The sequence below is a fragment of the Microbacterium sp. NPDC090014 genome, assembly GCF_044748285.1.
Classification (GTDB): domain Bacteria; phylum Actinomycetota; class Actinomycetes; order Actinomycetales; family Microbacteriaceae; genus Microbacterium.
Genome location: NZ_JBIVFS010000002.1, coordinates 454,637 through 473,623 on the forward strand (window position 1 = coordinate 454,637; position 18,987 = coordinate 473,623).

The window sequence follows — 18,987 nt, forward strand, 5'->3', positions numbered from 1 at the left end:
GGCTTCCGCTGGGGGTTGCGATGGGGCGAATGATCGACGACGCGGAGTTGGCCGGCTGGCTCGCCCGGCTCTCGGGCGGACTGTGGTCGTCATCGATCGGAGGCGCCGAGGCGTTCGCGTTTCCCACGTGGTTCTCCGAGCAGATCATTCGCCTCGACGGTCGAATCGGCATGCTGCAGCTGTCGAACTTCGGCGCGATGAAGGCCGACGATCCGGATGCGTTCGAGGCGGCGCTGCTTCGCAGGTCCATCGGCTCGACCATGCTCTACAGCACCCTCGAGACGGCGCACACCGTGAGCTACGAGCGAGCGATCGCCGAGGGCGAGGACATCATCATCGTCGGGATGGTGCAGCAGGGCGGGCAGCGCCTGAACACCGCGGCGGGGGTGCAGGCCATGGGCGTCGGCCGCGTCGGCTTCATGTCGAGCCGGGGCCCATCGGCCGTCGAGCAGTTCGGGGTCACCAACTCGACCGGGGTCGTCGTTCCCGTGGCGGCCCTCCCCGGCTATCGGCACGTCCTCGCTCGAGGGGCCGACATGTTCCCGGACACCCCACTCACCCGGGCAGCGGGAGCCTCACTCGCGCGGATGCTGTTCGAGTGGGCGCAGGATCCGGATCAGGGTCAGGGGGCGCTCGCCGGCACCGAGGCGGCGCTGATCGCGCTCGTGCGAGGGCTCTTCCGACAGTTCCCCGGCGACGGCGAGACCAGCCGGACGAGTGAGTTCCGCGCGGAGGCGGGGCGCATCATCGAGCGGCGGCATCGTGATCCGGCATTCGGCATCGCAGAGCTCGCCGCCGACCTGCACGTCAGCCGTCGCCAGCTGTTCCGCCTGTATGAAGGTGCCGACGAGAGCCCCGCGAACCGCTTGCTGCGTCGGCGTCTCGTGACGGCGCGCGAAGAGCTGCTGTCGACGCCCCCGCAGGACCTTGCGGCGGTCGCGGCCCGCTCCGGTTTCGCCGACGCGTCCGCGCTTCGGGCCCAGTTCTCCCGGCACGTGGGGCACAGTCCCAGTGCCTTCCGCCTCGCGGCCCGCACGCAGCCGCCGCGTCTCGCCGAGGCGATGCTGCTCAGCGACGAGCAGTCCGCCCCGACCGCCTGACCGAGGCCGGCCCATCGGGCCGACCCGGTCGGGGCTGTCCGTCGCGGACCGACGCGCGCGCCCGCGCGGGCCTGCCGTGTGCTGTCCGGCTGCTTCGCCGACCCCGACAGAGAGTGACACATGATCGCGAATTTGGTGCCAACGCGGGTTCTGCGTGCCGGGCCGAGCGCACCGGGTGACGCAACGTCCTGCGGCGCTTCCGGATCGTCGGAGCCGCTCCTAACCTGAACCTGCCCGTGTCCCCAGGCGGGCCATGACGGCAGATCGCGACGGAGCTCCGCTCCTGGCGCATCGGCCGTCACGGCTTCCGGACGCGGCGGGATCGCCCGTCCGGAAGTTCGGGGGACAGGCGCGAAAGCGTCGGGCATGACGGACCACCTGCGCGAGGGCGCGGGTGGACGTGCGGGTGCTTCGGTCAGGGGAGACCGGGGCACCCGCGAATCCCCCTCGGCGTCACGCGCCGAACGAGGAAGGCAGCGCGCAGTAGTCGGCGAAACGCCGCGTCGGAGCCGCCGGGTCCGTCACGTCGACGATCGCGCCGGCGATCGAGTGCGGGGACTCATCACCGGCGAGCTGCCACACGATGAAGTTCCAGAGGCCCCTCGCCGTCGGGCTGAGCAGCGCTGCCGGGCCCGAGACGATCAGGACCGTCGCCGGATCGGAGCCGGTGCGGAACGGAGCGATCACGTCGCCGCGCAACGCCGCTTCATCGGCATCCGCGCTGTGCGCACGCTCGACGTGCTGCCCGGCGGCGATCAGCGCCGTGGCGAGGTCGTCCGCCGCTCGACGCGAGCGCTCGGCATCCGCTCCGGCGACCGCGATCAGTCGGCGCCCTCGCGGGTAGAGGTGAAGGAACTCGGACGAGATGTCGGACCACACGTCGCTCATGTTCTCAGGCTACGCCCGCCGGCGGCGGCGGGCTCCGGCGGTCCTCCGCATCACGCACGAGGAGCCCCTCGGCTGCCTATGGCGGCATCCGAGGGGCTCCTCGTTAGAGTCTCAGGCCTCCTCGACGAGGAACCTGCTGTAGGCGCCGAGTGTGAGGAACGCCGGGAACTCCTCCTGCAGGGCGACGTCGCGGAACACCGAGGCGGCATCGTCGAACCTGTCGCCGTCGTGCCGGTCGACCTCGCCGAGGATCTCCGCGATCAGGCTCTCGACGTAGTCGGCGGTGATCGCGGTGCCGTCCTCGGTGGAGCGGTCCTGGTGGATCCACTGCCATACCTGCGAACGGCTGATCTCCGCCGTCGCGGCATCCTCCATCAGGTTGTCGATCGCCACGGCGCCAAGCCCTCGCAGCCATGCCTCGAGGTAGCGGATGGCCACCGACACGTTGTCGCGCACACCCTGCGCGGTGATCGGCCGCCCGATGTGCAGGTCGAGCAGCTGCGACGCGGTCACCATGACCTCGGGGCGCTGGCGGCCGACCTGGTTCGGGTGGTCGCCGAGCACGGCGTCGAACTCGGCCAGCGCTGTGGGGATCAGATCGGGGTGCGCGACCCACGTGCCGTCGAAGCCGTCGCCGGCCTCGCGCTTCTTGTCGGCGGAGACCTTCTCGATCGCCCGCTCGGTCACCTCGGGGTCGCGGCGGTTCGGGATGAAGGCGCTCATGCCGCCGATCGCGTAGGCGCCCCGCTTGTGGCAGGTCTGCACGAGCAGCTCGGTGTACGCCCGCATGAACGGCACGGTCATCGTGACCTCGCTGCGGTCGGGGAGCACGAAACGCGCGCCCCGGCCGCGGTAGTTCTTGATGATCGAGAAGATGTAGTCCCAGCGCCCGGCGTTGAGACCCGCGCAGTGGTCACGCAGCTCGTAGAGGATCTCGTCCATCTCGAAGGCCGCGGGCAGGGTCTCGATCAGCACGGTCGCGCGGACGGTGCCGTGCGGGATGCCGATGTACTCCTCGCTGAAGGAGAACACGTCGTCCCACAGCTTCGCCTCTTCGCTCGACTCGATCTTCGCGATGTAGAAGTAGGGGCCACGACCGTTCGCGATGAGCTCCTGCGCGTTGTGGAAGAAGTACAGGCCGAAGTCGACGAGCGAGCCGGATGCCGCCGTGCGGCGCCCCGCGCGGTCGGTGAACTGCAGGTGCTTCTCCGGCAGATGCCAGCCACGCGGACGCATCACGATCGTCGGTGTGCGCTCGGCGGTGACGTGGTACTCCTTGCCTTCGGGGGAGCGGAAGGACAGCTCGCCGCGGATCGCGTCGCGCAGCGACAGCTGCCCCTCGACGACGTTCTTCCAGGTCGGACTCGTGGCATCCTCCTGGTCGGCGAGCCACACGCGAGCACCCGAGTTCAGTGCGTTGATCGTCATCTTCGGGTCGGTCGGACCCGTGATCTCGACGCGGCGGTCCTCGAGACCCGGCCCCGCGCCTGCGACCCGCCAGTCGGCATCCGCGCGGATGTGCGCGGTGTCGTCGCGGAAGCGCGGGTCGTGGCCGTTGCCGATCTCGAACCGACGGCGCATCCGGTCGGCGAGCCGATCGTGGCGGCGCGAGGCGAACCGGTGGTGCAGCTCGGTGAGGAACGCGATCGCCTCGGGGGTGAGGATCTCGTCGTAGCGGTCGCGCAGCGGACCGGTGACCGCGATCGCCGGACCCTGCTGCGTGGTCTGGATCGGAGCCGTGGTCGGGCTGGTGGTCGGGGGAGCGGTGGGAGTGGTCATGATCGTGTGTCCTTCACAAGTGGCTCAGTGGAACTGCGCGGCTTCGGTGGAGCCGGCGAGGGCGAGGGTCGCGCTGTCGGGGTTGAGCGCGGTCGAGATGACGTCGAAGTAGCCGGTGCCCGCCTCGCGCTGGTGCTTGGTGGCGGTGTAGCCGTTCGCCTCCGCGGCGAACTCGGCCTCCTGCAGCTCGACGTACGCGCTCATGGCGCGATCGGCGTAGCCGCGGGCGAGGTCGAACATCGAGTGGTTCAGGGCGTGGAAGCCGGCGAGCGTGATGAACTGGAACTTGTAGCCCAGGTCAGCCAGCTCCTGCTGGAACGTCGCGATCTCGGCGTCCGACAGGTGGCGCTTCCAGTTGAAGCTCGGTGAGCAGTTGTAGGCGAGCAGCTTGCCCGGGAACTCGGCATGGATCGCGGCGGCGAACTCACGTGCCAGCTCGATGTCGGGTTCACCCGTCTCGACCCACAGCAGATCGGCGTAGGGCGCGAATGCGAGGCCTCGGCTGATGACCGACTCGATGCCAGGGCGGATGCGGTAGAAGCCCTCGGTCGTGCGCTCGCCGGTGGTGAACTGCTGGTCGCGCTCGTCGACATCGCTGGTGAGCAGGTCGGCCGCGAGAGCATCCGTCCTGGCGATGATCACCGTCGGGACTCCGGCCACGTCGGCGGCGAGACGCGCGGCGTTCAGGGTGCGGATGTGCTGCTGCGTCGGCACGAGCACCTTTCCGCCGAGGTGGCCGCACTTCTTCTCGCTCGCGAGCTGGTCCTCCCAATGGATGGCCGCGGCACCGGCCTGGATCAGTGACTGCGCGAGCTCGTAGGCGTTGAGCGGTCCTCCGAAGCCCGCCTCGGCGTCGGCGACGATCGGCGCGAGCCAGTCCTGCGTGACATCGCCCTCGGCGTGCTCGAGCTGGTCCTGACGGATCAGCGCGTTGTTGATGCGACGCACGACCGCCGGCACCGAGTTGGCGGGGTACAGCGACTGGTCGGGGTAGGTCTGACCGGCGAGGTTGCCGTCGGCCGCGACCTGCCAGCCCGAGAGGTAGATGGCCTTGAGGCCCGCCCGCACCTGCTGCACCGCCTGTCCGCCTGTGTAGGCGCCCAGTGCCCGGACATAGTCCTCGGTGTGCAGCAGGTTCCACAGGTTCTCGGCTCCGCGGTGCGCGAGCGTCGCGTCCTCGCGGACCGAGCCGCGGACGCGGATGACGTCCTCTGCCGTGTACGTGCGCTCGACGCCGTCCCAGCGGGGATCCGTCTCCCAGATCTCCCGGAGCTCGGCGGCCGTCTGAACCTGGTCCCCGGCGCGCAGCCCTGCGGGGCGAGGGGTGTGGTTCTGGGCGGTGTTCGTCATGGTGTCTCCTCCGTTGGATGCCCGGACCGTGAAGCCGGGTGGCGTGTTTCCACTGTGTGTGAAGTTCGCACCCGTCGATGGCTGATCGGTGAGTGAAGATCAACCGAAATTCTGTTTCTGTGACAGAATCGGCCGCATGAGCACTCCAGCGGTCGAAGAAGACGCCGACGCCCTCACGATCGGACGCCGCATCCGTCAGCTGCGCACGGCGCGCGGGATGACCCTCGACGACCTCGCGGCGGCGGTCGATCGAGCGCCCAGCCAGATGTCGATGATCGAGACGGGCAAGCGCGAGCCCAAGCTCACGCAGCTGCAGTCGATCGCGCGCGCTCTCGGCGTCACGATCGACGCGCTGCTCGAGGGCGAGCCGCTCGATGAACGCAGTGCGATCGAGATCGCCCTCGAACGGGCCATGAAGGGGCAGACCTTCCAGGCTCTCGGCATCGAGCCCTTCCGGATCGCGAAGAGCATGCCGACTGACGCGCTCAAGGCCCTGCTCGCACTGCACGGCGAGATCGACCGGCTCAAGGATGAGCGCGCGGCCACTCCCGAGGAGGCCAGGCGCGCGAACGTCGAGCTCCGCCACCTCATGCGGCGGCAGGACAACCACTTCGCCGATCTCGAGGCGAAGGCGGCGGAGATCCTCGCGGCGGTCGGGCACCCCGGCGGACCCCTCACCCAGCGGACGGCCTCCGAGATCGCCGCCTACCTCGGATTCACCCTGCACTACGCCCCGGACCTGCCGCAGACCACCCGCAGCGTCGCCGACCTCGCGAACGGACGTCTGTACCTCTCGAGCAGCGTCCCGGCCAAGGGGGATGCCCGGACCGCGGTGCTGCAAGCGCTGTCCAGCCGCATCCTCGGTCACTCCGAGCCGCGCAGCTATGCCGAGTTCCTGCGCCAGCGCGTCGAGACGAACTACCTCACCGGGGCGCTGCTGGTGCCGGAGGCCCACGTCGTGCCGGCGCTGAAGGATGCGAAGACGCGCAGGGCGATCTCGATCGAGGATCTGCGCGACGCGTACTCGGTGTCGTACGAGACCGCCGCGCACCGATTCACGAACCTCGCGACGCGCCACCTCGACATCCCCGTGCACTTCCTCAAGGTGCACGAGTCGGGCACGATCACGAAGGCGTACGAGAACGATGACGTGAACTTCCCGACCGATCGCCTCGGATCGATCGAGGGGCAGATGTGCTGCCGCCGATGGACCAGCCGAGTGGTGTTCGACGAGGACGACCGCTTCAACCCGTACTACCAGTACACGGACACGGGCAACGGCACCTACTGGTGCACGGCCCGCGTCGAGGCGTCGAGTGAGGGACTGCACTCGGTCAGCGTCGGCGTGCGATTCGACGACACGAAGTGGTTCGTCGGGCGCGACACCCCGCATCGCGGAGTCTCGAAGCACTCGGTCGAGGTGTGCTGCCGGCGGGCGCCCGCCGACCTCGAAGGGCGGTGGCGCGAGAACTCCTGGCCGAACGTCAGGACCCCGCGCACTCTGCTCGCCACACTGCCGACCGGGGCCTTCCCGGGCGTCGACACGACGGATGTGTACGAGTTCCTCGAGGCGCACGCGCCGCGCTGAGCGCCCGCAGGCGGCGTGGATCCCGGTCGCCTTCCTGTCACGAGGAGGGGGTTGAGCGAACAACGAACACGTGTTAGGTTTTCGCAGGTCGGAGCGCCGCGCTCGGCGGCGCCGTTCTCGATGAGGAGACACGATGAAGCGATGGATGAGCACGCTGGCGACGATCGGACTCGTGACTGCGGGCCTGACGGTCGCCGGGCCCGCGACGGCCGGCGGTGGACGCCCCGGCACCGGTGACCTGAACCGCTGGGCGGTGGACACCTGGCACTCCCTCGACGCGATGACCGATGAGGAGACCGGCCTTCCCGCCGACAACGTGAGCGGCGACCTCGAGACGCCGAGCGCCTACACCTCGCCGACGAACATCGGCGGATACCTGTGGTCGACGGTCACGGCTCGCGACCTCGGAGTCATCAGCGACGAGGAGGCGCGCGATCGCATGTCGACGACGCTGGAGACGCTCGGAACCCTCGAGCGCAACGACGCGAGCGGCATGTTCTACAACTGGTACTCGCCGACGACCGGCGAGAAGCTCACGACATGGCCCGACTCGGGAGACCCGGTGCACCCGTTCCTCAGCACGGTCGACAACGGGTGGCTCGCCGCCGCACTGCGCATCGTCCGCGAAGCCGAGCCCGACCTCGCGCAGCAGGCGGACGCGCTGTACGACTCCATGGACTTCGCGGCGTTCTTCGACCCCGAAGGCGCGGCAGGACTCCCTGCAGGCACGAACCGCGGGGGCTTCTGGGATGCGGCTCCGCCGGACTGCAGCGTCGAGGCGCCGATGTACAACGGCTCAGGGGACACCGCGTTCTACACGTGCCACCACTACGACACGACCGTGAGCGAGAGCCGCATCGCGACCTACCTCGGCATCGCGAACGGGCAGATCCCTGCCACCGCGCTGTACGGCACGCATCGCACGATGCCTCCCGGGTGCGACTGGGCGTGGCAGGAGCAGCTCCCTCAGGGCGAGTACCGCACCTATGACGGCGTCGAGGTGTGGGAGGGCGCCTACGCATATGACGGGATGTCGTTCGTGCCGAGTTGGGGCGGCAGCATGTTCGAGTCGCTGATGCCCGATCTGCTCGTGCCGGAGACCACGTGGGGTCCGCGTTCGTGGAAGCTCAACCACCCGATCACCGTCGCCGTGCAGAAGCAGCACGGGCTGGACGAGGCCGGATACGGCTATTGGGGCTTCTCGCCCGCGAGCGACCCGTTCGGCGGGTACGCGGAGTACGGGGTCGACGTAGCCGGGATGCGGGCGGACGGGTACACCTCGGACGCGGAGAAGACCGACGTCGACATCGACAGGCCCGGATGCACCACGGGGACCGATCCCGCTCCGGAGTTCGGTGACGGGGTCGTGACGCCGCACGCCGCGTTCCTGGCGCTTCCGTACGATCGCACGGGCGCGCTCGACAACCTGCGCGGCATCGAGACGGACCTCGGCGCCTACGGCCCCGGCGGGTTCTTCGACGCGGTGGCGGTGAAGAGCGGCACGATCGCCGAGCGCTACCTGTCGCTCGACCAGTCGATGATCATGGCCGCGATCGGCAACGAGCTCACGAAAGATACACTCAAGGACTACTTCGTGGATCGCGACATGGAGCAGCGCCTGCGGCCCGCCATGCGGCAGCAGGTGTTCGGCTCGTCGTGGGGAACGGGGAACGGCCACCACGGCTGAGGTCCGCGCTTTCGCGCCGAGAGACAGGACGGGCGCATGAGCACGGATGAGCAGCCGATGGCGGCGCGACGGCCTCGCGGTCCCTATGCCACAGGCCAGGCGCGCAGGCAGGCGATCGTCGACGAAGCGCTCGCGGTGTTCTCCCGCACGGGATTCCACGGTGGATCCCTGCGGGAGATCGCGAAGCGCGTCGGCGTGACGCCGACCGGCCTGCTGCACCATTTCGCGGGCAAGGAGGAGCTCTTCGCCGAGGTGCTCCACCAGCGTGACGAGAAGGTGCGGGAGGCGGCGGGCGACCCTGCCGAGCACACCCTGATCGAACAGGCCACGCGCGTCGTCGCGCACAACCAGACTTCGCGGGGTCTCACCGCGCTCTACGCGATCGTCTCGGCGGAGGCCACAGACCCCGACCACCCGTCGCACGCCGACTTCGCCGCCCGATACCGCGAGCGCGCCGTGGCCGCAGAAGAGATCCTGCGGCGAGGTCAGGCCGACGGAGAGGTGCGCGAGGACATCGACCCCGCTCGGGCGGCCCGGCTGATCAGCGCGGTCATGGACGGCATCCAGCTCCAGTGGCTCCTCGACGATTCCGTCGACATGGTCCCGCTCTTCGAGGAGTTCGTCGGGCGCTACCTCCACCCCGCCGAACGACGGCCCGACTGAAGGGCGCGCGGATGGCGGAGGCCCGGCATCCGCCCACTCCGCCGGGCGGGGACCGCCGGCCGTTGGGTCGAGGACCCCGGTTCAGTCCCGTGCGGTCTGCAGCAGCGTCCACAGCTCGGCGCGGGCGGGGAACGACGAGAGGTCGCTTCCCAGGAGCGCTCCGGCCTGGGCGATCCGCGACCGCAGCGTGTGGCGGTGCACACCGAGTGCCGCCGCCGCAGGATCCGCCTTCGCATCGTGCTCGAGCCAGGTGCGCAGGGACCGTTCGAGGTCGCCGCCGGATCGCGCGTCGTGGTCGCGGATCGGCGCGAGCCGCGATTCGGCGACCAGCCGGGCCTCATCCGTGGCCAGTGCGCTGAGGATGCTGGATCCGGCGGCATCGGCGAAGTGGAACACCCCGGCGCCGGACTGCTGGCGCAGCGCCGCGAGCGCCTGTGCGTGGGCTCGGGAGAACGCGTCGTACGACTCGGAACCGGACGCGCCGATGCGGATGCCGAACCGGGTGGCGACCTCGTCGAGCAGTGTGTCATCGGCCATCGACAGGCAGAGCACCACGCCCTCGGATGATTCGGCGAGGAAGCTGGCGGTGCCGTGCTCGGCCCTGCGCCGATCCCACCAGTCGGCGAACGGGCCGGTCGGAGCATCCGCGGCGATCGCGACCACCACGGGTGCAGAGGGCATCGAGCCGAGGACCTTCCGCGCGAGGGACGGATCGTCGTCGAGCAGCGAGCTCAGCAGCTGCGAGTTCAGCCGACGCTTGCTGCGGGCGAGCTGGTCGCTCTGCTCGAGCGCGAGTCCGGCCATCGCGATCACCGACGTCACGACCGTGCGCGCCTCGGCGTCGAGCGCATCGACAGCCAACGCGATCACCCCGCGCAGGTGTCCGCCGCGCCCCACCGTGAAGAGCGTGAACGTCTGATCGTCGATCGTGAGCGACTGCCCGGCCTCGAGCCCACGGGTGAGGATCTCGGTGACCCGTTCGCCGAGCTCGGTCAGTCGTCCTGCAGTGACGGCCGATCGGGGGTGCGACAGCTGCAGGGCGCCGGACGCGTCGTACATTCCGGCCCAGACATCCAGACGGCGGCCGAGCTCTGCGACGGTCGCGTCGAGTCCGCGGGGGCGCAGCGCGGCCAGTGCGAGTGCGCGCTGGGTGTCGAGCGCCCACGACCTGCGGGCGTAGGCCTGCGCCGCGATCGCTTCGGAGTGCGCGCGGGCGACGGCGATGAAGGGCGTGCGATAGGGGACTTCGAAGAGGGGGATCCCGCGGCGTGCGCACTCGAGTATCAGCTCGTCGGGGATCGCGGCACGGTGCACGTCCGTGCCGAATCCGAGGCCGAGCACCCCGCGATCCGCCAGCCGCCCGACGTAGACGTCGAAATCGGTGCCGACGTCGAACTGGGTGCCCGTCGTCAGCAGTGCGAGGTCCTCGGCGAGGAACGGCGTCGGGTCGGCGAGGTCGGAGCTGTGCACCCACCGCAGGGGGCGATCGAGGGCGCCGTCCGGAAGGCCGTCCGCGTCCGAGATCAGCACGAGCCCGAGATCGCGGCGCCGGAAGAGAGCGCGCAGCGTGGGCTGTTCGGCGTCGTCCATGCGCTGCGGTCCTCTCGGCATCCGGATCAGTGCTTATACGGTCGGGCGATGATCTCTCCCAGATTGTACAGCCGGGCGAATGCGCCGACGTCGGATGCGGTCGTACGCTCACGGACATGGCTCTCCTCGACACCGCAGCTGTTGCAGTCCCGCTCGGCGGACCCGACCTCCCCCAGGAGCGTCGTCTCGTCACCGACCTTCCCGGCCCCCGCTCGGCCGAGATCCTCGCCCGCAAGGCCGATGCCGTCGCCGCCGGCGTCGGGCACACGGTTCCCGTCGCGGCCGTCGCCGCAGGCGGGGGAGTGGTCGTGGATGCCGACGGCAACTCGCTGATCGACCTCGGCTCCGGCATCGCCGTGACGACCGTCGGCAACGCGCACCCCAAGATCGCCGCAGCCGTGGCCGCGCAGGCCGCGCAGTTCACGCACACCTGCTTCATGATCTCGCCGTACGAGTCGTACATCGGTGTCGCCGAAGCGCTCAACCGCCTCACTCCCGGCGACTTCGCCAAGAAGAGCGCCCTGTTCAACTCCGGCGCCGAGGCCGTCGAGAACGCGATCAAGATCGCCCGCAAGCACACCGGTCGCCAGGCCGTCGTCGCCTTCGACCACGGCTACCACGGCCGCACCAACCTCACCATGGCGCTGACCGCGAAGTCGATGCCGTACAAGAGCGGCTTCGGCCCGTTCGCCCCCGAGGTGTACCGTGCGCCGATGTCGTACCCGTTCCGCGACGGTCTCGACGGCGCAGAGGCAGCCGCCCGCGTGATCCTGCAGCTCGAGAAGCAGATCGGCGCCGACAACCTCGCCGCCGTCATCATCGAGCCGATCCAGGGAGAGGGCGGCTTCATCGTCCCGGCGGAGGGCTTCCTCCCGGCGATCGCCTCGTGGTCCCGCGCGAACGGCGTCGTGTTCATCGCCGACGAGGTGCAGACCGGCTTCGCCCGCACCGGCCACATGTTCGCGAGCGAGATCTTCGGCATCGAGCCCGACCTCATCACGACCGCCAAGGGCATCGCGGGCGGTCTGCCCCTCGCCGCCGTCACGGGGCGCTCCGAGATCATGGACGCCTCGCACGCAGGCGGCCTCGGCGGCACCTACGGCGGAAACCCGATCGCCTGCGCCGCGGCGCTCGCCGCGATCGATGTGTTCGAGAACGACGGCGTGATCGAGCGCGCTCGCGAGATCGGCGAGATCCTCACGGCACGCCTCGGAGCCATGCAGGAGAAGGACGCCCGCATCGGAGACATTCGCGGCCACGGCGCCATGATCGCCGCCGAGTTCGTCGACCCCGAGACCAACGCGCCCGACGCCGCCCTCACCTCCGCGGTCGCCAAGGCCTGCGTCGCGCAGGGCGTCATCGTCCTGACGTGCGGCACCTACGGCAACGTCATCCGGTTCCTCCCGCCGCTCTCGATCGGCGACGACCTCCTGAACGAGGGCCTCGACGTCGTCGCGGCCGCGCTCGCCGCCACCGCGGGCTGACAGACCAGCAGCCGCGGTTCGTCCGCGACTGCCACCACACGTCCGGCCGCGACGAGGATCGGGGGATTTCGAGTCGCGGCCGGCACAACCTTTCCAATGAAGGAGAAGCAGATGGCTGAGATCACTCGCGACGTGCTGATCGTCGGAGCCGGAGCCGCAGGGCTCACGGCGGCGAACGACCTGCGCAAGGCCGGCCTGTCGGTCGCCGTACTCGAGGCGCGTGACCGCGTCGGCGGACGACTGTGGACCGACGTCATCGACGGCGCCATGCTCGAGATCGGCGGCCAGTGGGTCTCGCCCGACCAGGACGCCCTGAAGGACACCATCGAGGAGCTGGGGCTCGAGACCTACAGCCGCTACCGAGAGGGCGACAGCGTCTACGTCGGTCCGGACGGGCAGACGCATCGCTTCACCGGCGAGATGTTCCCGGTGTCCGCTGAGACCGAGGCCGTCATCGCCGAGATCACCGAGCGCCTCGACGCCATGGTCGCCGAGATCGACCCCGACCGCCCGTGGGAGCACCCGCTCGCGAAGGAATGGGACTCGATCACCTGGGACGCCTGGCTGCGTGTGCAGACCGACGATGACGAGGCCGTGCGCAATCTCGCCTTCGCCACCGGCTCCGCGATGCTCACCAAGCCGACGCACTCGTTCTCGCTGCTGCAGTCGCTGCTCATGGCGGCATCCGCCGGGTCGTACTCCAACCTCGTCGACGCCGACTTCATCCTCGACAAGCGGGTGGTGGGCGGTCTGCAGAAGGTGCCGCTGCTGCTCGCCGAGCGCCTGGGCGACGACGTCATCCTCAACCAGCCGGTGCGCTCGCTCGAATGGGGCGTCGACGGTGTGACCGCCACGACCGACGACACCACCGTGCGCGCCCGCTTCGCGATCCTCGCGCATGCTCCGGTGCTCTACAGCCGTATCGCCTTCGTCCCGCCGCTTCCCCGGCGCCAGCACCAGATGCACCAGCACATCTCGATGGGCTTCGTCATCAAGGTGCACGCCGTCTACGACCGCCCGTTCTGGCGCGAGCAGGGCCTCAGCGGCACCGCGTTCAGCCCGTACGAGCTCGCGCACGAGGCGTACGACAACACGAACCACGGCGACGAGCGCGGCACCCTGGTCGGCTTCGTCAGCGACCAGAACGCCGACGACCTGTTCACGCTGTCGGCCGAGGAGCGCAAGGAGCGCATCCTCGAGTCCCTCTCGCACTACTACGGCGACGAGGCGAAGAACCCGGTCGTCTACTACGAGAGCGACTGGGGCACGGAGGAGTGGACCCGCGGAGCGTACGCGGCGAGCTTCGACATGGGCGGACTCCACCGCTACGGCGCCGACCTCCGCTCGGCCGTCGGCCCCATCCACTTCGCGTGCAGCGACATGGCGGGCGCCGGATATCAGCACGTCGACGGCGCGATCCGCATGGGGCACCTCGTCGCCTCGAACATCGTCGAAGCGACGCGCGCCGCCGGCGACACCGCCGAGGTCGGCTGATGACCGGCGCGGTCGTCGTCGGGTACACCGCGACGGATGCGGGAGCGGATGCCGCAGCGCTCGGCGCGCGGCTCGCCCGCAGCCTCGGCCTTGTGCTGCACCTCGTGATCGTGCTGCCGTCGGAGGGCACCCGCAGTGCGGCCGTTCCCCCCGAGCGGGCGTATGAGGACCACATCCGCCGCCAGGCGAAGGAATGGCTCGAGGATGCGGTCGTCCGACTGCCGCAGGAGCTCACCCGCACGGGCCACGTGCGGTTCGGCGAGTCCTTCGCCGAAGGGCTGATCGCCGCCGGCGAGGAGTTCGGCGCCAGGCTGATCGTCATCGGCACGGCCGGCGGCAGCATCTTCGGCCGCCACCGCCTCGGCAGCGTCGCGTCGGAGCTGCTGCACTCGTCGACCATCCCCGTCGCGCTCGCCCCCGCGGGCACCGCGGACCAGGACGATCACGTGCTTCCTCGCGTGACGGCCGCGGTCGGCAACCGCGCGGGTGCCGACAACCTCCTCGACGAGGCCGCCGCGATCGCCACCGAGTCCCGTGTCGGCCTGCGCCTCGTCTCGCTCGTGCCGTTCGACGTGCCGCCCGGTCTCGACACCGGCGCGATCCGCGTGGTCGGCGACGCGCACGCGAACGACGTGCTCGAGGTCGCCAAGAGCCTGCTGCCCGACGAGCTGAAGGCCGAGGTCGAAGAGGCCCCCGGCGACACCGTCGAAGATGCCGTCGCGAACCTCTCGTGGCTCCCCGGCGAGGTCGTCCTCGTCGGCTCCAGTCGCCTGGCGCAGCCGCGCCGCCTGTTCCTGGGCTCGACCGCAGCGAAGATGCTGCACGAACTGCCCGTTCCCATGATCGTCGTCCCGCGCACCCGCGCCGAAGCAGGAGTCCGCTGATGAGCAGCACGAACCGGGCGACGGAGCCCGCATCCGGTGTGACGACCGGCATCTCGCAGAAGGGGCTGAGCGCGGGTGCCGTCGGAGTGCTCGGAGCCGTCGTCATCGGCGTCTCGACCATCGCGCCGGCCTACACGCTCACCGCATCGCTCGGCCCGACGGTCGCCGTCGTCGGCACCCAGGTGCCCGCGATCATGCTCGTCGGCTTCATCCCGATGCTCCTGACCGCCTTCGGCTACCGCGAGCTCAACCGCATGATGCCGGACTCCGGCACCTCGTTCACGTGGGGGGTGCGGGCGTTCGGGCCGTGGATCGGCTGGATGACGGGCTGGGGCCTGATCGCCGCCACCGTCATCGTGCTGTCGAACCTCGCCGGCATCGCGGTCGAGTTCCTCTTCCTGCTGATCGCCCAGCTCAGCGGCAACCCCGAGATCGCCGACCTGGCGTTCAACCCGATCATCAACGTCGTCGTGTGCCTGCTCTTCATGCTCGGCGCGACGCTCGTGTCGTACCGCGACATGCAGACGACGCAGAAGTTCCAGTACATCCTCGTCGGCTTCCAGGTGCTCGTGCTCGTGGTCTTCGCCACCGTCGCGATCGTCAAGGCCGTCTCCGGAGACGCTCCCGAGCCGACCCCCTTCTCGTGGTCGTGGTTCAACCCGTTCGAGGTTCCGTCCTTCAGCGCCTTCGCCGCAGGGCTCTCGCTGTCGATCTTCATCTTCTGGGGCTGGGACGTCGTCCTCACCATGAACGAGGAGACGAAGGACCCGGCCAAGACGCCGGGGCGCGCCGCGATGGTCACGGTCGTCGTCGTCGTCGCCCTCTACCTGCTGCTGGCCATCGGCCTCATCATGTTCGCCGGCGTCGGCACGGGCGACTACGGGCTCGCGAACGAGGACATCTCGGCGAACGTGTTCTTCGCGCTCTCGGATCCGATCCTCGGACCGCTGGCGTTCCTGGTCTCGCTCGCGGTGCTGTCGAGCTCGGCGGCCTCGCTGCAGTCGACCGCAGTCGGACCCGCTCGCACGCTGCTGGCGATGGGGCACTACGGCGCCCTGCCCAAGAAGTTCGCCCGGGTCAGCCCGCGGTTCTTCACGCCGGGCTACTCGACGATCGTGTCGGCCGTCGTCGCATCCGTCTTCTACGCCGTGATGCGCCTCGTCAGCGAGAACGTCCTCACCGACACCATCCTGTCGCTCGGCATGATGATCTGCTTCTACTACGGCCTCACCGCGTTCGCGTGCGTCTGGTACTTCCGCAAGCAGTGGTTCGACTCCGCCAGGAGCTTCTTCTTCACGTTCCTGTTCCCGCTCGTCGGCGGTGCGATCCTCGCCGTCCTGTTCGTCACGACGCTCATCGACTCGATGGACCCCGCGTACGGCAGCGGATCGAACATCGGGGGCCTCGGACTCGTGTTCGTCCTCGGCGTCGGCATCATCGTGATCGGCATCGTCATCATGATCTGGCAGTCCATCAAGCGCCCGGCGTTCTTCCGTGGCGAGACCCTCAGCATGGATGCTCCCGCGAGCAACCGCCGGCGCTGACGGAATCCCGCGGCACCGGCATCCCATCCTCCCCACAGAAAGAGATTCCATGAGCACTCAGACTGAGCAGGCGCTGCTCGACAGCATCCCCACCGGCCTCTTCATCGGGGGAGAGTGGATCGACGGCGAGACCGGGGGCACGTTCGACGTGAAGGACCCCGCGACCGGTGCGGTCATCCGCACGATCGCCGACGCGACCCCGGGTGACGGCATCCGCGCGCTGGATGCGGCAGTCGCCGCGCAGGACGCATGGGCCGCGACCGCACCTCGCACCCGCAGCGACATCCTGCGCCGGGCATTCGACCTCGTGCAGGAGCACAAGGAGGATCTCGCGCTGCTGATGACCCTCGAGATGGGCAAGCCGCTCGCCGAGGCGCGCGGCGAGGTCGGCTACGGCGGCGAGTTCCTCCGCTGGTTCAGCGAGGAGGCCGTGCGCATCAGCGGTCGCTACGGCATCAACCCGGAGGGCACCGGCCACATGGTCGTCTCGCAGCGGCCCGTCGGCCCCTCGTTCTTCGTGACGCCGTGGAACTTCCCGTTCGCGATGGCCACTCGCAAGATCGCGCCGGCGCTCGCCGCCGGCTGCACCGTGGTGATCAAGCCCCCGGCACTCACGCCGCTGACGACGATGTTCTTCACGTCGCTGCTCGAGAAGGCCGGCCTCCCCGCCGGTGTCGTGAACGTGGTGCAGACCTCCAAGTCGTCGGCGCTCTCGGCCCCGATCATCGCCGACCCGCGCCTGCGCAAGCTGTCGTTCACCGGTTCGACGGAGGTGGGCCGCAAGCTCATCGCCCAGGCCGCTGAGGGCGTGCTGCGCGTGTCGATGGAGCTCGGCGGCAACGCGCCGTTCGTCGTCTTCGACGACGCCGACCTCGACAAGGCCGTCGACGGCGCACTGGCCGCGAAGTTCCGCAACATCGGCCAGGCGTGCACCGCTGCCAACCGCTTCATCGTGCACAAGGACGTCGCCGAGGAATTCGGCCGCAAGGTCACCGAGCGCGTCAACGCGATGAAGATCGGCCGCGGCACCGAAGAGGGCGTGGCCATCGGCCCGCTGATCGACGAGGATGCCGTCGCGAAGGCCGGCGAGCTCGTCGACGACGCCGTCGAGCGCGGCGCGACCCTGCTCGCGGGTGGCAAGGCCGTCGAGGGCACGGGCACCTTCTACGAGCCGACCGTGCTCACCGACGTGGTGGCGGGCTCGGCGATCCTCCGCGAGGAGATCTTCGGCCCGGTGCTCGCGATCGCGACCTTCGAGGACGAGGACGAGGCCGTCCGTCTCGCCAACGACACCGAGTACGGACTGGTCTCGTACGTGTTCACCGAGAACCTGCAGCGCGGGCAGCGGATGATCGACAGGCTCGAGACCGGCATGATGGGTCTCAACGTGGGCGTGGTGTCGAACGCCGCCGCCCCCTTCGGCGGCGTCAAGCAGTCCGGCGTCGGCCGCGAGGGCGGTCTCGAGGGCATCCACGAGTACCTGTCCACCAAGTACACGCTGATCCCGGTCTCCTGACCGGTCGGCCAGAGGAGGAGAGAACATGACCGATTACGCCGTCATCAACCCCGCCACCGGAGAGACGCTGGCGTCCTTCGACACGTTCACGGATGCGCAGATCGAGGCGGCTGTCGCGGCCGCCGACGAGGCGCACCGCGAATGGTCCCGGTCCTCGACCGTGGCTGAGCGCGCAGCGCTCCTCCGTCGCGCCGCCGAGCTGCACCGCGAGCGCCGCGAGGAGCTCGCCGACGTCTTCGTGCGCGAGATGGGCAAGCCCCGCGAGGCCGCCCTCGGAGAGGTCGACTTCGCCGCCGACATCGCCGAGTACTACGCCGACCAGGCCGAGGCCATCATGGCCGACCAGCCGATCGCGATCCTCGGCGAGGGCTCGGCGATCATGCGCCGGTCGTCGCTCGGACCGCTCGTCGGCATCATGCCGTGGAACTTCCCGGCCTATCAGATCGTCCGCTTCGCTGCGCCGAACCTGATCGTCGGCAACACGATCCTGCTGAAGCCTGCTCCGCAGTGCCCGGAGTCGTCGACCGCGATCGAGGCGATCTACCACGACGCCGGATTCCCGACGGGCGCGTACCAGAACGTCCTCGCGACCAACGAGCAGATCGCCGACATGATCGCCGACCCGCGCGTGCAGGGCGTCTCGCTCACCGGCTCGGAGCGCGCAGGCGCAGCGGTCGCCGAGATCGCCGGACGCAACCTCAAGAAGGTCGCGCTCGAGCTCGGCGGGTCCGACCCGTTCATCGTGCTCTCGACCGACGACCTCGACGCCACCGTGCAGGCGGGCGTCGACGCGCGTCTCGACAACAACGGCCAGGCGTGCAACGGCGCGAAGCGTTTCATCATCGTCGACGACCTGTACGACTCGTTCGTCGAGAAGTTCACGGCCGCGATGGCATCGGTGCAGGCGACCGACCCGACGCTCGACGACACCGTGCTCGGCCCGGTCTCGTCGGAGACGGCGGCGGAGACCCTGCAGAAGCAGATCGACCAGGCCGTCGAGCAGGGAGCGACACTGCTGACCGGCGGCACCCGCGACGGGGCGTTCTTCGCCCCGACTGTGCTCGCCGACGTGACGCCCGACATGAACGTCTACCGCGAGGAGCTCTTCGGCCCCGCGGCGGTCGTCTACCGGGTCGCCGATGAGGATGCCGCTGTCGCCCTCGCGAACGACACGACTTTCGGGCTCGGCTCGTACGTCTTCACGACCGATGCCGAGCAGGCCGAGCGTGTCGCCGACAACATCGAGGCGGGCATGGTCTACGTCAACCTGGTGCTGGCCGACAGCCCCGAGCTGCCGTTCGGTGGCATCAAGCGCAGCGGTACGTCGCGTGAGCTGGGTCACCTCGCCGCCGACGAGTTCGTCAACAAGAAGCTGATCCGCATCGGCTGAGCGACTCTCCCTGATGGGGGCGGATGCCAC

Annotated in this window: 14 protein-coding genes; 10 read left to right on the forward strand and 4 right to left on the reverse strand. The window is 69.5% G+C overall.

Annotated elements, in window-relative coordinates; translation table 11 throughout:
- Positions 1 to 29: 29 nt before the first annotated feature.
- Positions 30 to 1,100 (forward strand): helix-turn-helix domain-containing protein, encoded by a 1,071-nt coding sequence (locus ACIPV5_RS15620; RefSeq protein ID WP_400341794.1) that lies wholly within the window; start codon positions 30 to 32, stop codon positions 1,098 to 1,100.
- 453 nt (positions 1,101 to 1,553) lie between these two features.
- Here the strand turns inward: ACIPV5_RS15620 and ACIPV5_RS15625 are convergent, their stop codons facing one another.
- The 3 genes from ACIPV5_RS15625 to aceA all read right to left on the reverse strand — a co-directional run bounded on the left by ACIPV5_RS15625 (position 1,554) and on the right by aceA (position 5,117).
- Complete coding sequence (locus ACIPV5_RS15625) at positions 1,554 to 1,988, reverse strand: hypothetical protein (RefSeq protein WP_400341796.1); 435 nt, start codon at positions 1,986 to 1,988, stop codon at positions 1,554 to 1,556.
- Between the two features lie 111 nt (positions 1,989 to 2,099).
- Entirely contained in the window at positions 2,100 to 3,767 is a 1,668-nt protein-coding gene (aceB, locus tag ACIPV5_RS15630) for a malate synthase A (protein WP_400341798.1), read from the reverse strand.
- A 24-nt stretch (positions 3,768 to 3,791) separates the two neighbouring features.
- The gene (aceA, locus tag ACIPV5_RS15635) at positions 3,792 to 5,117 is read right to left on the reverse strand and encodes an isocitrate lyase (protein ID WP_053097459.1); all 1,326 of its coding nucleotides are present in this window, start codon (positions 5,115 to 5,117) and stop codon (positions 3,792 to 3,794) included.
- 136 nt (positions 5,118 to 5,253) lie between these two features.
- Between aceA and ACIPV5_RS15640 the strand changes: the two genes are divergently transcribed.
- From ACIPV5_RS15640 to ACIPV5_RS15650, 3 genes are all read left to right on the forward strand, one after another.
- Positions 5,254 to 6,705 (forward strand): helix-turn-helix domain-containing protein, encoded by a 1,452-nt coding sequence (locus ACIPV5_RS15640; RefSeq protein ID WP_400341800.1) that lies wholly within the window; start codon positions 5,254 to 5,256, stop codon positions 6,703 to 6,705.
- Positions 6,706 to 6,838: 133 nt separating this feature from the next.
- Positions 6,839 to 8,392, forward strand: coding sequence for a glucoamylase family protein (locus ACIPV5_RS15645; protein WP_056279770.1), 1,554 nt, complete (start codon positions 6,839 to 6,841; stop codon positions 8,390 to 8,392).
- Between the two features lie 36 nt (positions 8,393 to 8,428).
- Positions 8,429 to 9,055: a TetR/AcrR family transcriptional regulator gene (locus tag ACIPV5_RS15650; RefSeq protein WP_053097456.1), complete on the forward strand. Its 627-nt coding sequence runs from the start codon at positions 8,429 to 8,431 to the stop codon at positions 9,053 to 9,055.
- A gap of 81 nt (positions 9,056 to 9,136) precedes the next feature.
- Here the strand turns inward: ACIPV5_RS15650 and ACIPV5_RS15655 are convergent, their stop codons facing one another.
- On the reverse strand, positions 9,137 to 10,645 hold the full coding sequence (locus ACIPV5_RS15655; protein WP_400341803.1) for a PucR family transcriptional regulator: 1,509 nt from the start codon (positions 10,643 to 10,645) through the stop codon (positions 9,137 to 9,139).
- A gap of 116 nt (positions 10,646 to 10,761) precedes the next feature.
- Between ACIPV5_RS15655 and gabT the strand changes: the two genes are divergently transcribed.
- From gabT to ACIPV5_RS15685, 6 genes are all read left to right on the forward strand, one after another.
- Positions 10,762 to 12,129 carry a 4-aminobutyrate--2-oxoglutarate transaminase gene (gene gabT / locus ACIPV5_RS15660; protein WP_363521247.1) on the forward strand — a complete coding sequence of 456 codons (1,368 nt, stop codon included), beginning with the start codon at positions 10,762 to 10,764 and terminating at the stop codon, positions 12,127 to 12,129.
- 111 nt (positions 12,130 to 12,240) lie between these two features.
- A complete protein-coding gene (locus ACIPV5_RS15665; protein ID WP_053097453.1) occupies positions 12,241 to 13,623 on the forward strand; it encodes an NAD(P)/FAD-dependent oxidoreductase in 1,383 nt (460 codons plus the stop codon).
- Positions 13,623 to 14,507 carry a universal stress protein gene (locus ACIPV5_RS15670; RefSeq protein WP_400341805.1) on the forward strand — a complete coding sequence of 295 codons (885 nt, stop codon included), beginning with the start codon at positions 13,623 to 13,625 and terminating at the stop codon, positions 14,505 to 14,507. The genes ACIPV5_RS15665 and ACIPV5_RS15670 overlap by 1 nt, the downstream gene beginning before the upstream one ends.
- Entirely contained in the window at positions 14,507 to 16,051 is a 1,545-nt protein-coding gene (locus ACIPV5_RS15675) for an APC family permease (RefSeq protein ID WP_056279777.1), read from the forward strand. The genes ACIPV5_RS15670 and ACIPV5_RS15675 overlap by 1 nt, the downstream gene beginning before the upstream one ends.
- A 49-nt stretch (positions 16,052 to 16,100) precedes the next feature.
- Positions 16,101 to 17,567: an NAD-dependent succinate-semialdehyde dehydrogenase gene (locus ACIPV5_RS15680; RefSeq protein ID WP_053097450.1), complete on the forward strand. Its 1,467-nt coding sequence runs from the start codon at positions 16,101 to 16,103 to the stop codon at positions 17,565 to 17,567.
- A 25-nt stretch (positions 17,568 to 17,592) separates the two neighbouring features.
- Positions 17,593 to 18,957 (forward strand): NAD-dependent succinate-semialdehyde dehydrogenase, encoded by a 1,365-nt coding sequence (locus ACIPV5_RS15685; RefSeq protein WP_400341807.1) that lies wholly within the window; start codon positions 17,593 to 17,595, stop codon positions 18,955 to 18,957.
- The last annotated feature ends 30 nt before the right edge of the window (positions 18,958 to 18,987 follow it).

What these genes read in the sequence shown, in the direction of transcription:
- ACIPV5_RS15685 (WP_400341807.1), top strand. Translation starts at nt 17,593, where the DNA reads ATGACCGATTACGCCGTCATCAACCCCGCCACCGGAGAGACGCTGGCG.
- ACIPV5_RS15645 (WP_056279770.1), top strand. Translation starts at nt 6,839, where the DNA reads ATGAAGCGATGGATGAGCACGCTGGCGACGATCGGACTCGTGACTGCG.
- ACIPV5_RS15655 (WP_400341803.1), bottom strand. Translation starts at nt 10,645, where the DNA reads ATGGACGACGCCGAACAGCCCACGCTGCGCGCTCTCTTCCGGCGCCGC.
- aceB (WP_400341798.1), bottom strand. Translation starts at nt 3,767, where the DNA reads ATGACCACTCCCACCGCTCCCCCGACCACCAGCCCGACCACGGCTCCG.
- ACIPV5_RS15680 (WP_053097450.1), top strand. Translation starts at nt 16,101, where the DNA reads ATGAGCACTCAGACTGAGCAGGCGCTGCTCGACAGCATCCCCACCGGC.
- ACIPV5_RS15650 (WP_053097456.1), top strand. Translation starts at nt 8,429, where the DNA reads ATGAGCACGGATGAGCAGCCGATGGCGGCGCGACGGCCTCGCGGTCCC.
- gabT (WP_363521247.1), top strand. Translation starts at nt 10,762, where the DNA reads ATGGCTCTCCTCGACACCGCAGCTGTTGCAGTCCCGCTCGGCGGACCC.
- ACIPV5_RS15625 (WP_400341796.1), bottom strand. Translation starts at nt 1,988, where the DNA reads ATGAGCGACGTGTGGTCCGACATCTCGTCCGAGTTCCTTCACCTCTAC.
- ACIPV5_RS15665 (WP_053097453.1), top strand. Translation starts at nt 12,241, where the DNA reads ATGGCTGAGATCACTCGCGACGTGCTGATCGTCGGAGCCGGAGCCGCA.
- ACIPV5_RS15675 (WP_056279777.1), top strand. Translation starts at nt 14,507, where the DNA reads ATGAGCAGCACGAACCGGGCGACGGAGCCCGCATCCGGTGTGACGACC.
- aceA (WP_053097459.1), bottom strand. Translation starts at nt 5,117, where the DNA reads ATGACGAACACCGCCCAGAACCACACCCCTCGCCCCGCAGGGCTGCGC.
- ACIPV5_RS15640 (WP_400341800.1), top strand. Translation starts at nt 5,254, where the DNA reads ATGAGCACTCCAGCGGTCGAAGAAGACGCCGACGCCCTCACGATCGGA.
- ACIPV5_RS15620 (WP_400341794.1), top strand. Translation starts at nt 30, where the DNA reads ATGATCGACGACGCGGAGTTGGCCGGCTGGCTCGCCCGGCTCTCGGGC.
- ACIPV5_RS15670 (WP_400341805.1), top strand. Translation starts at nt 13,623, where the DNA reads ATGACCGGCGCGGTCGTCGTCGGGTACACCGCGACGGATGCGGGAGCG.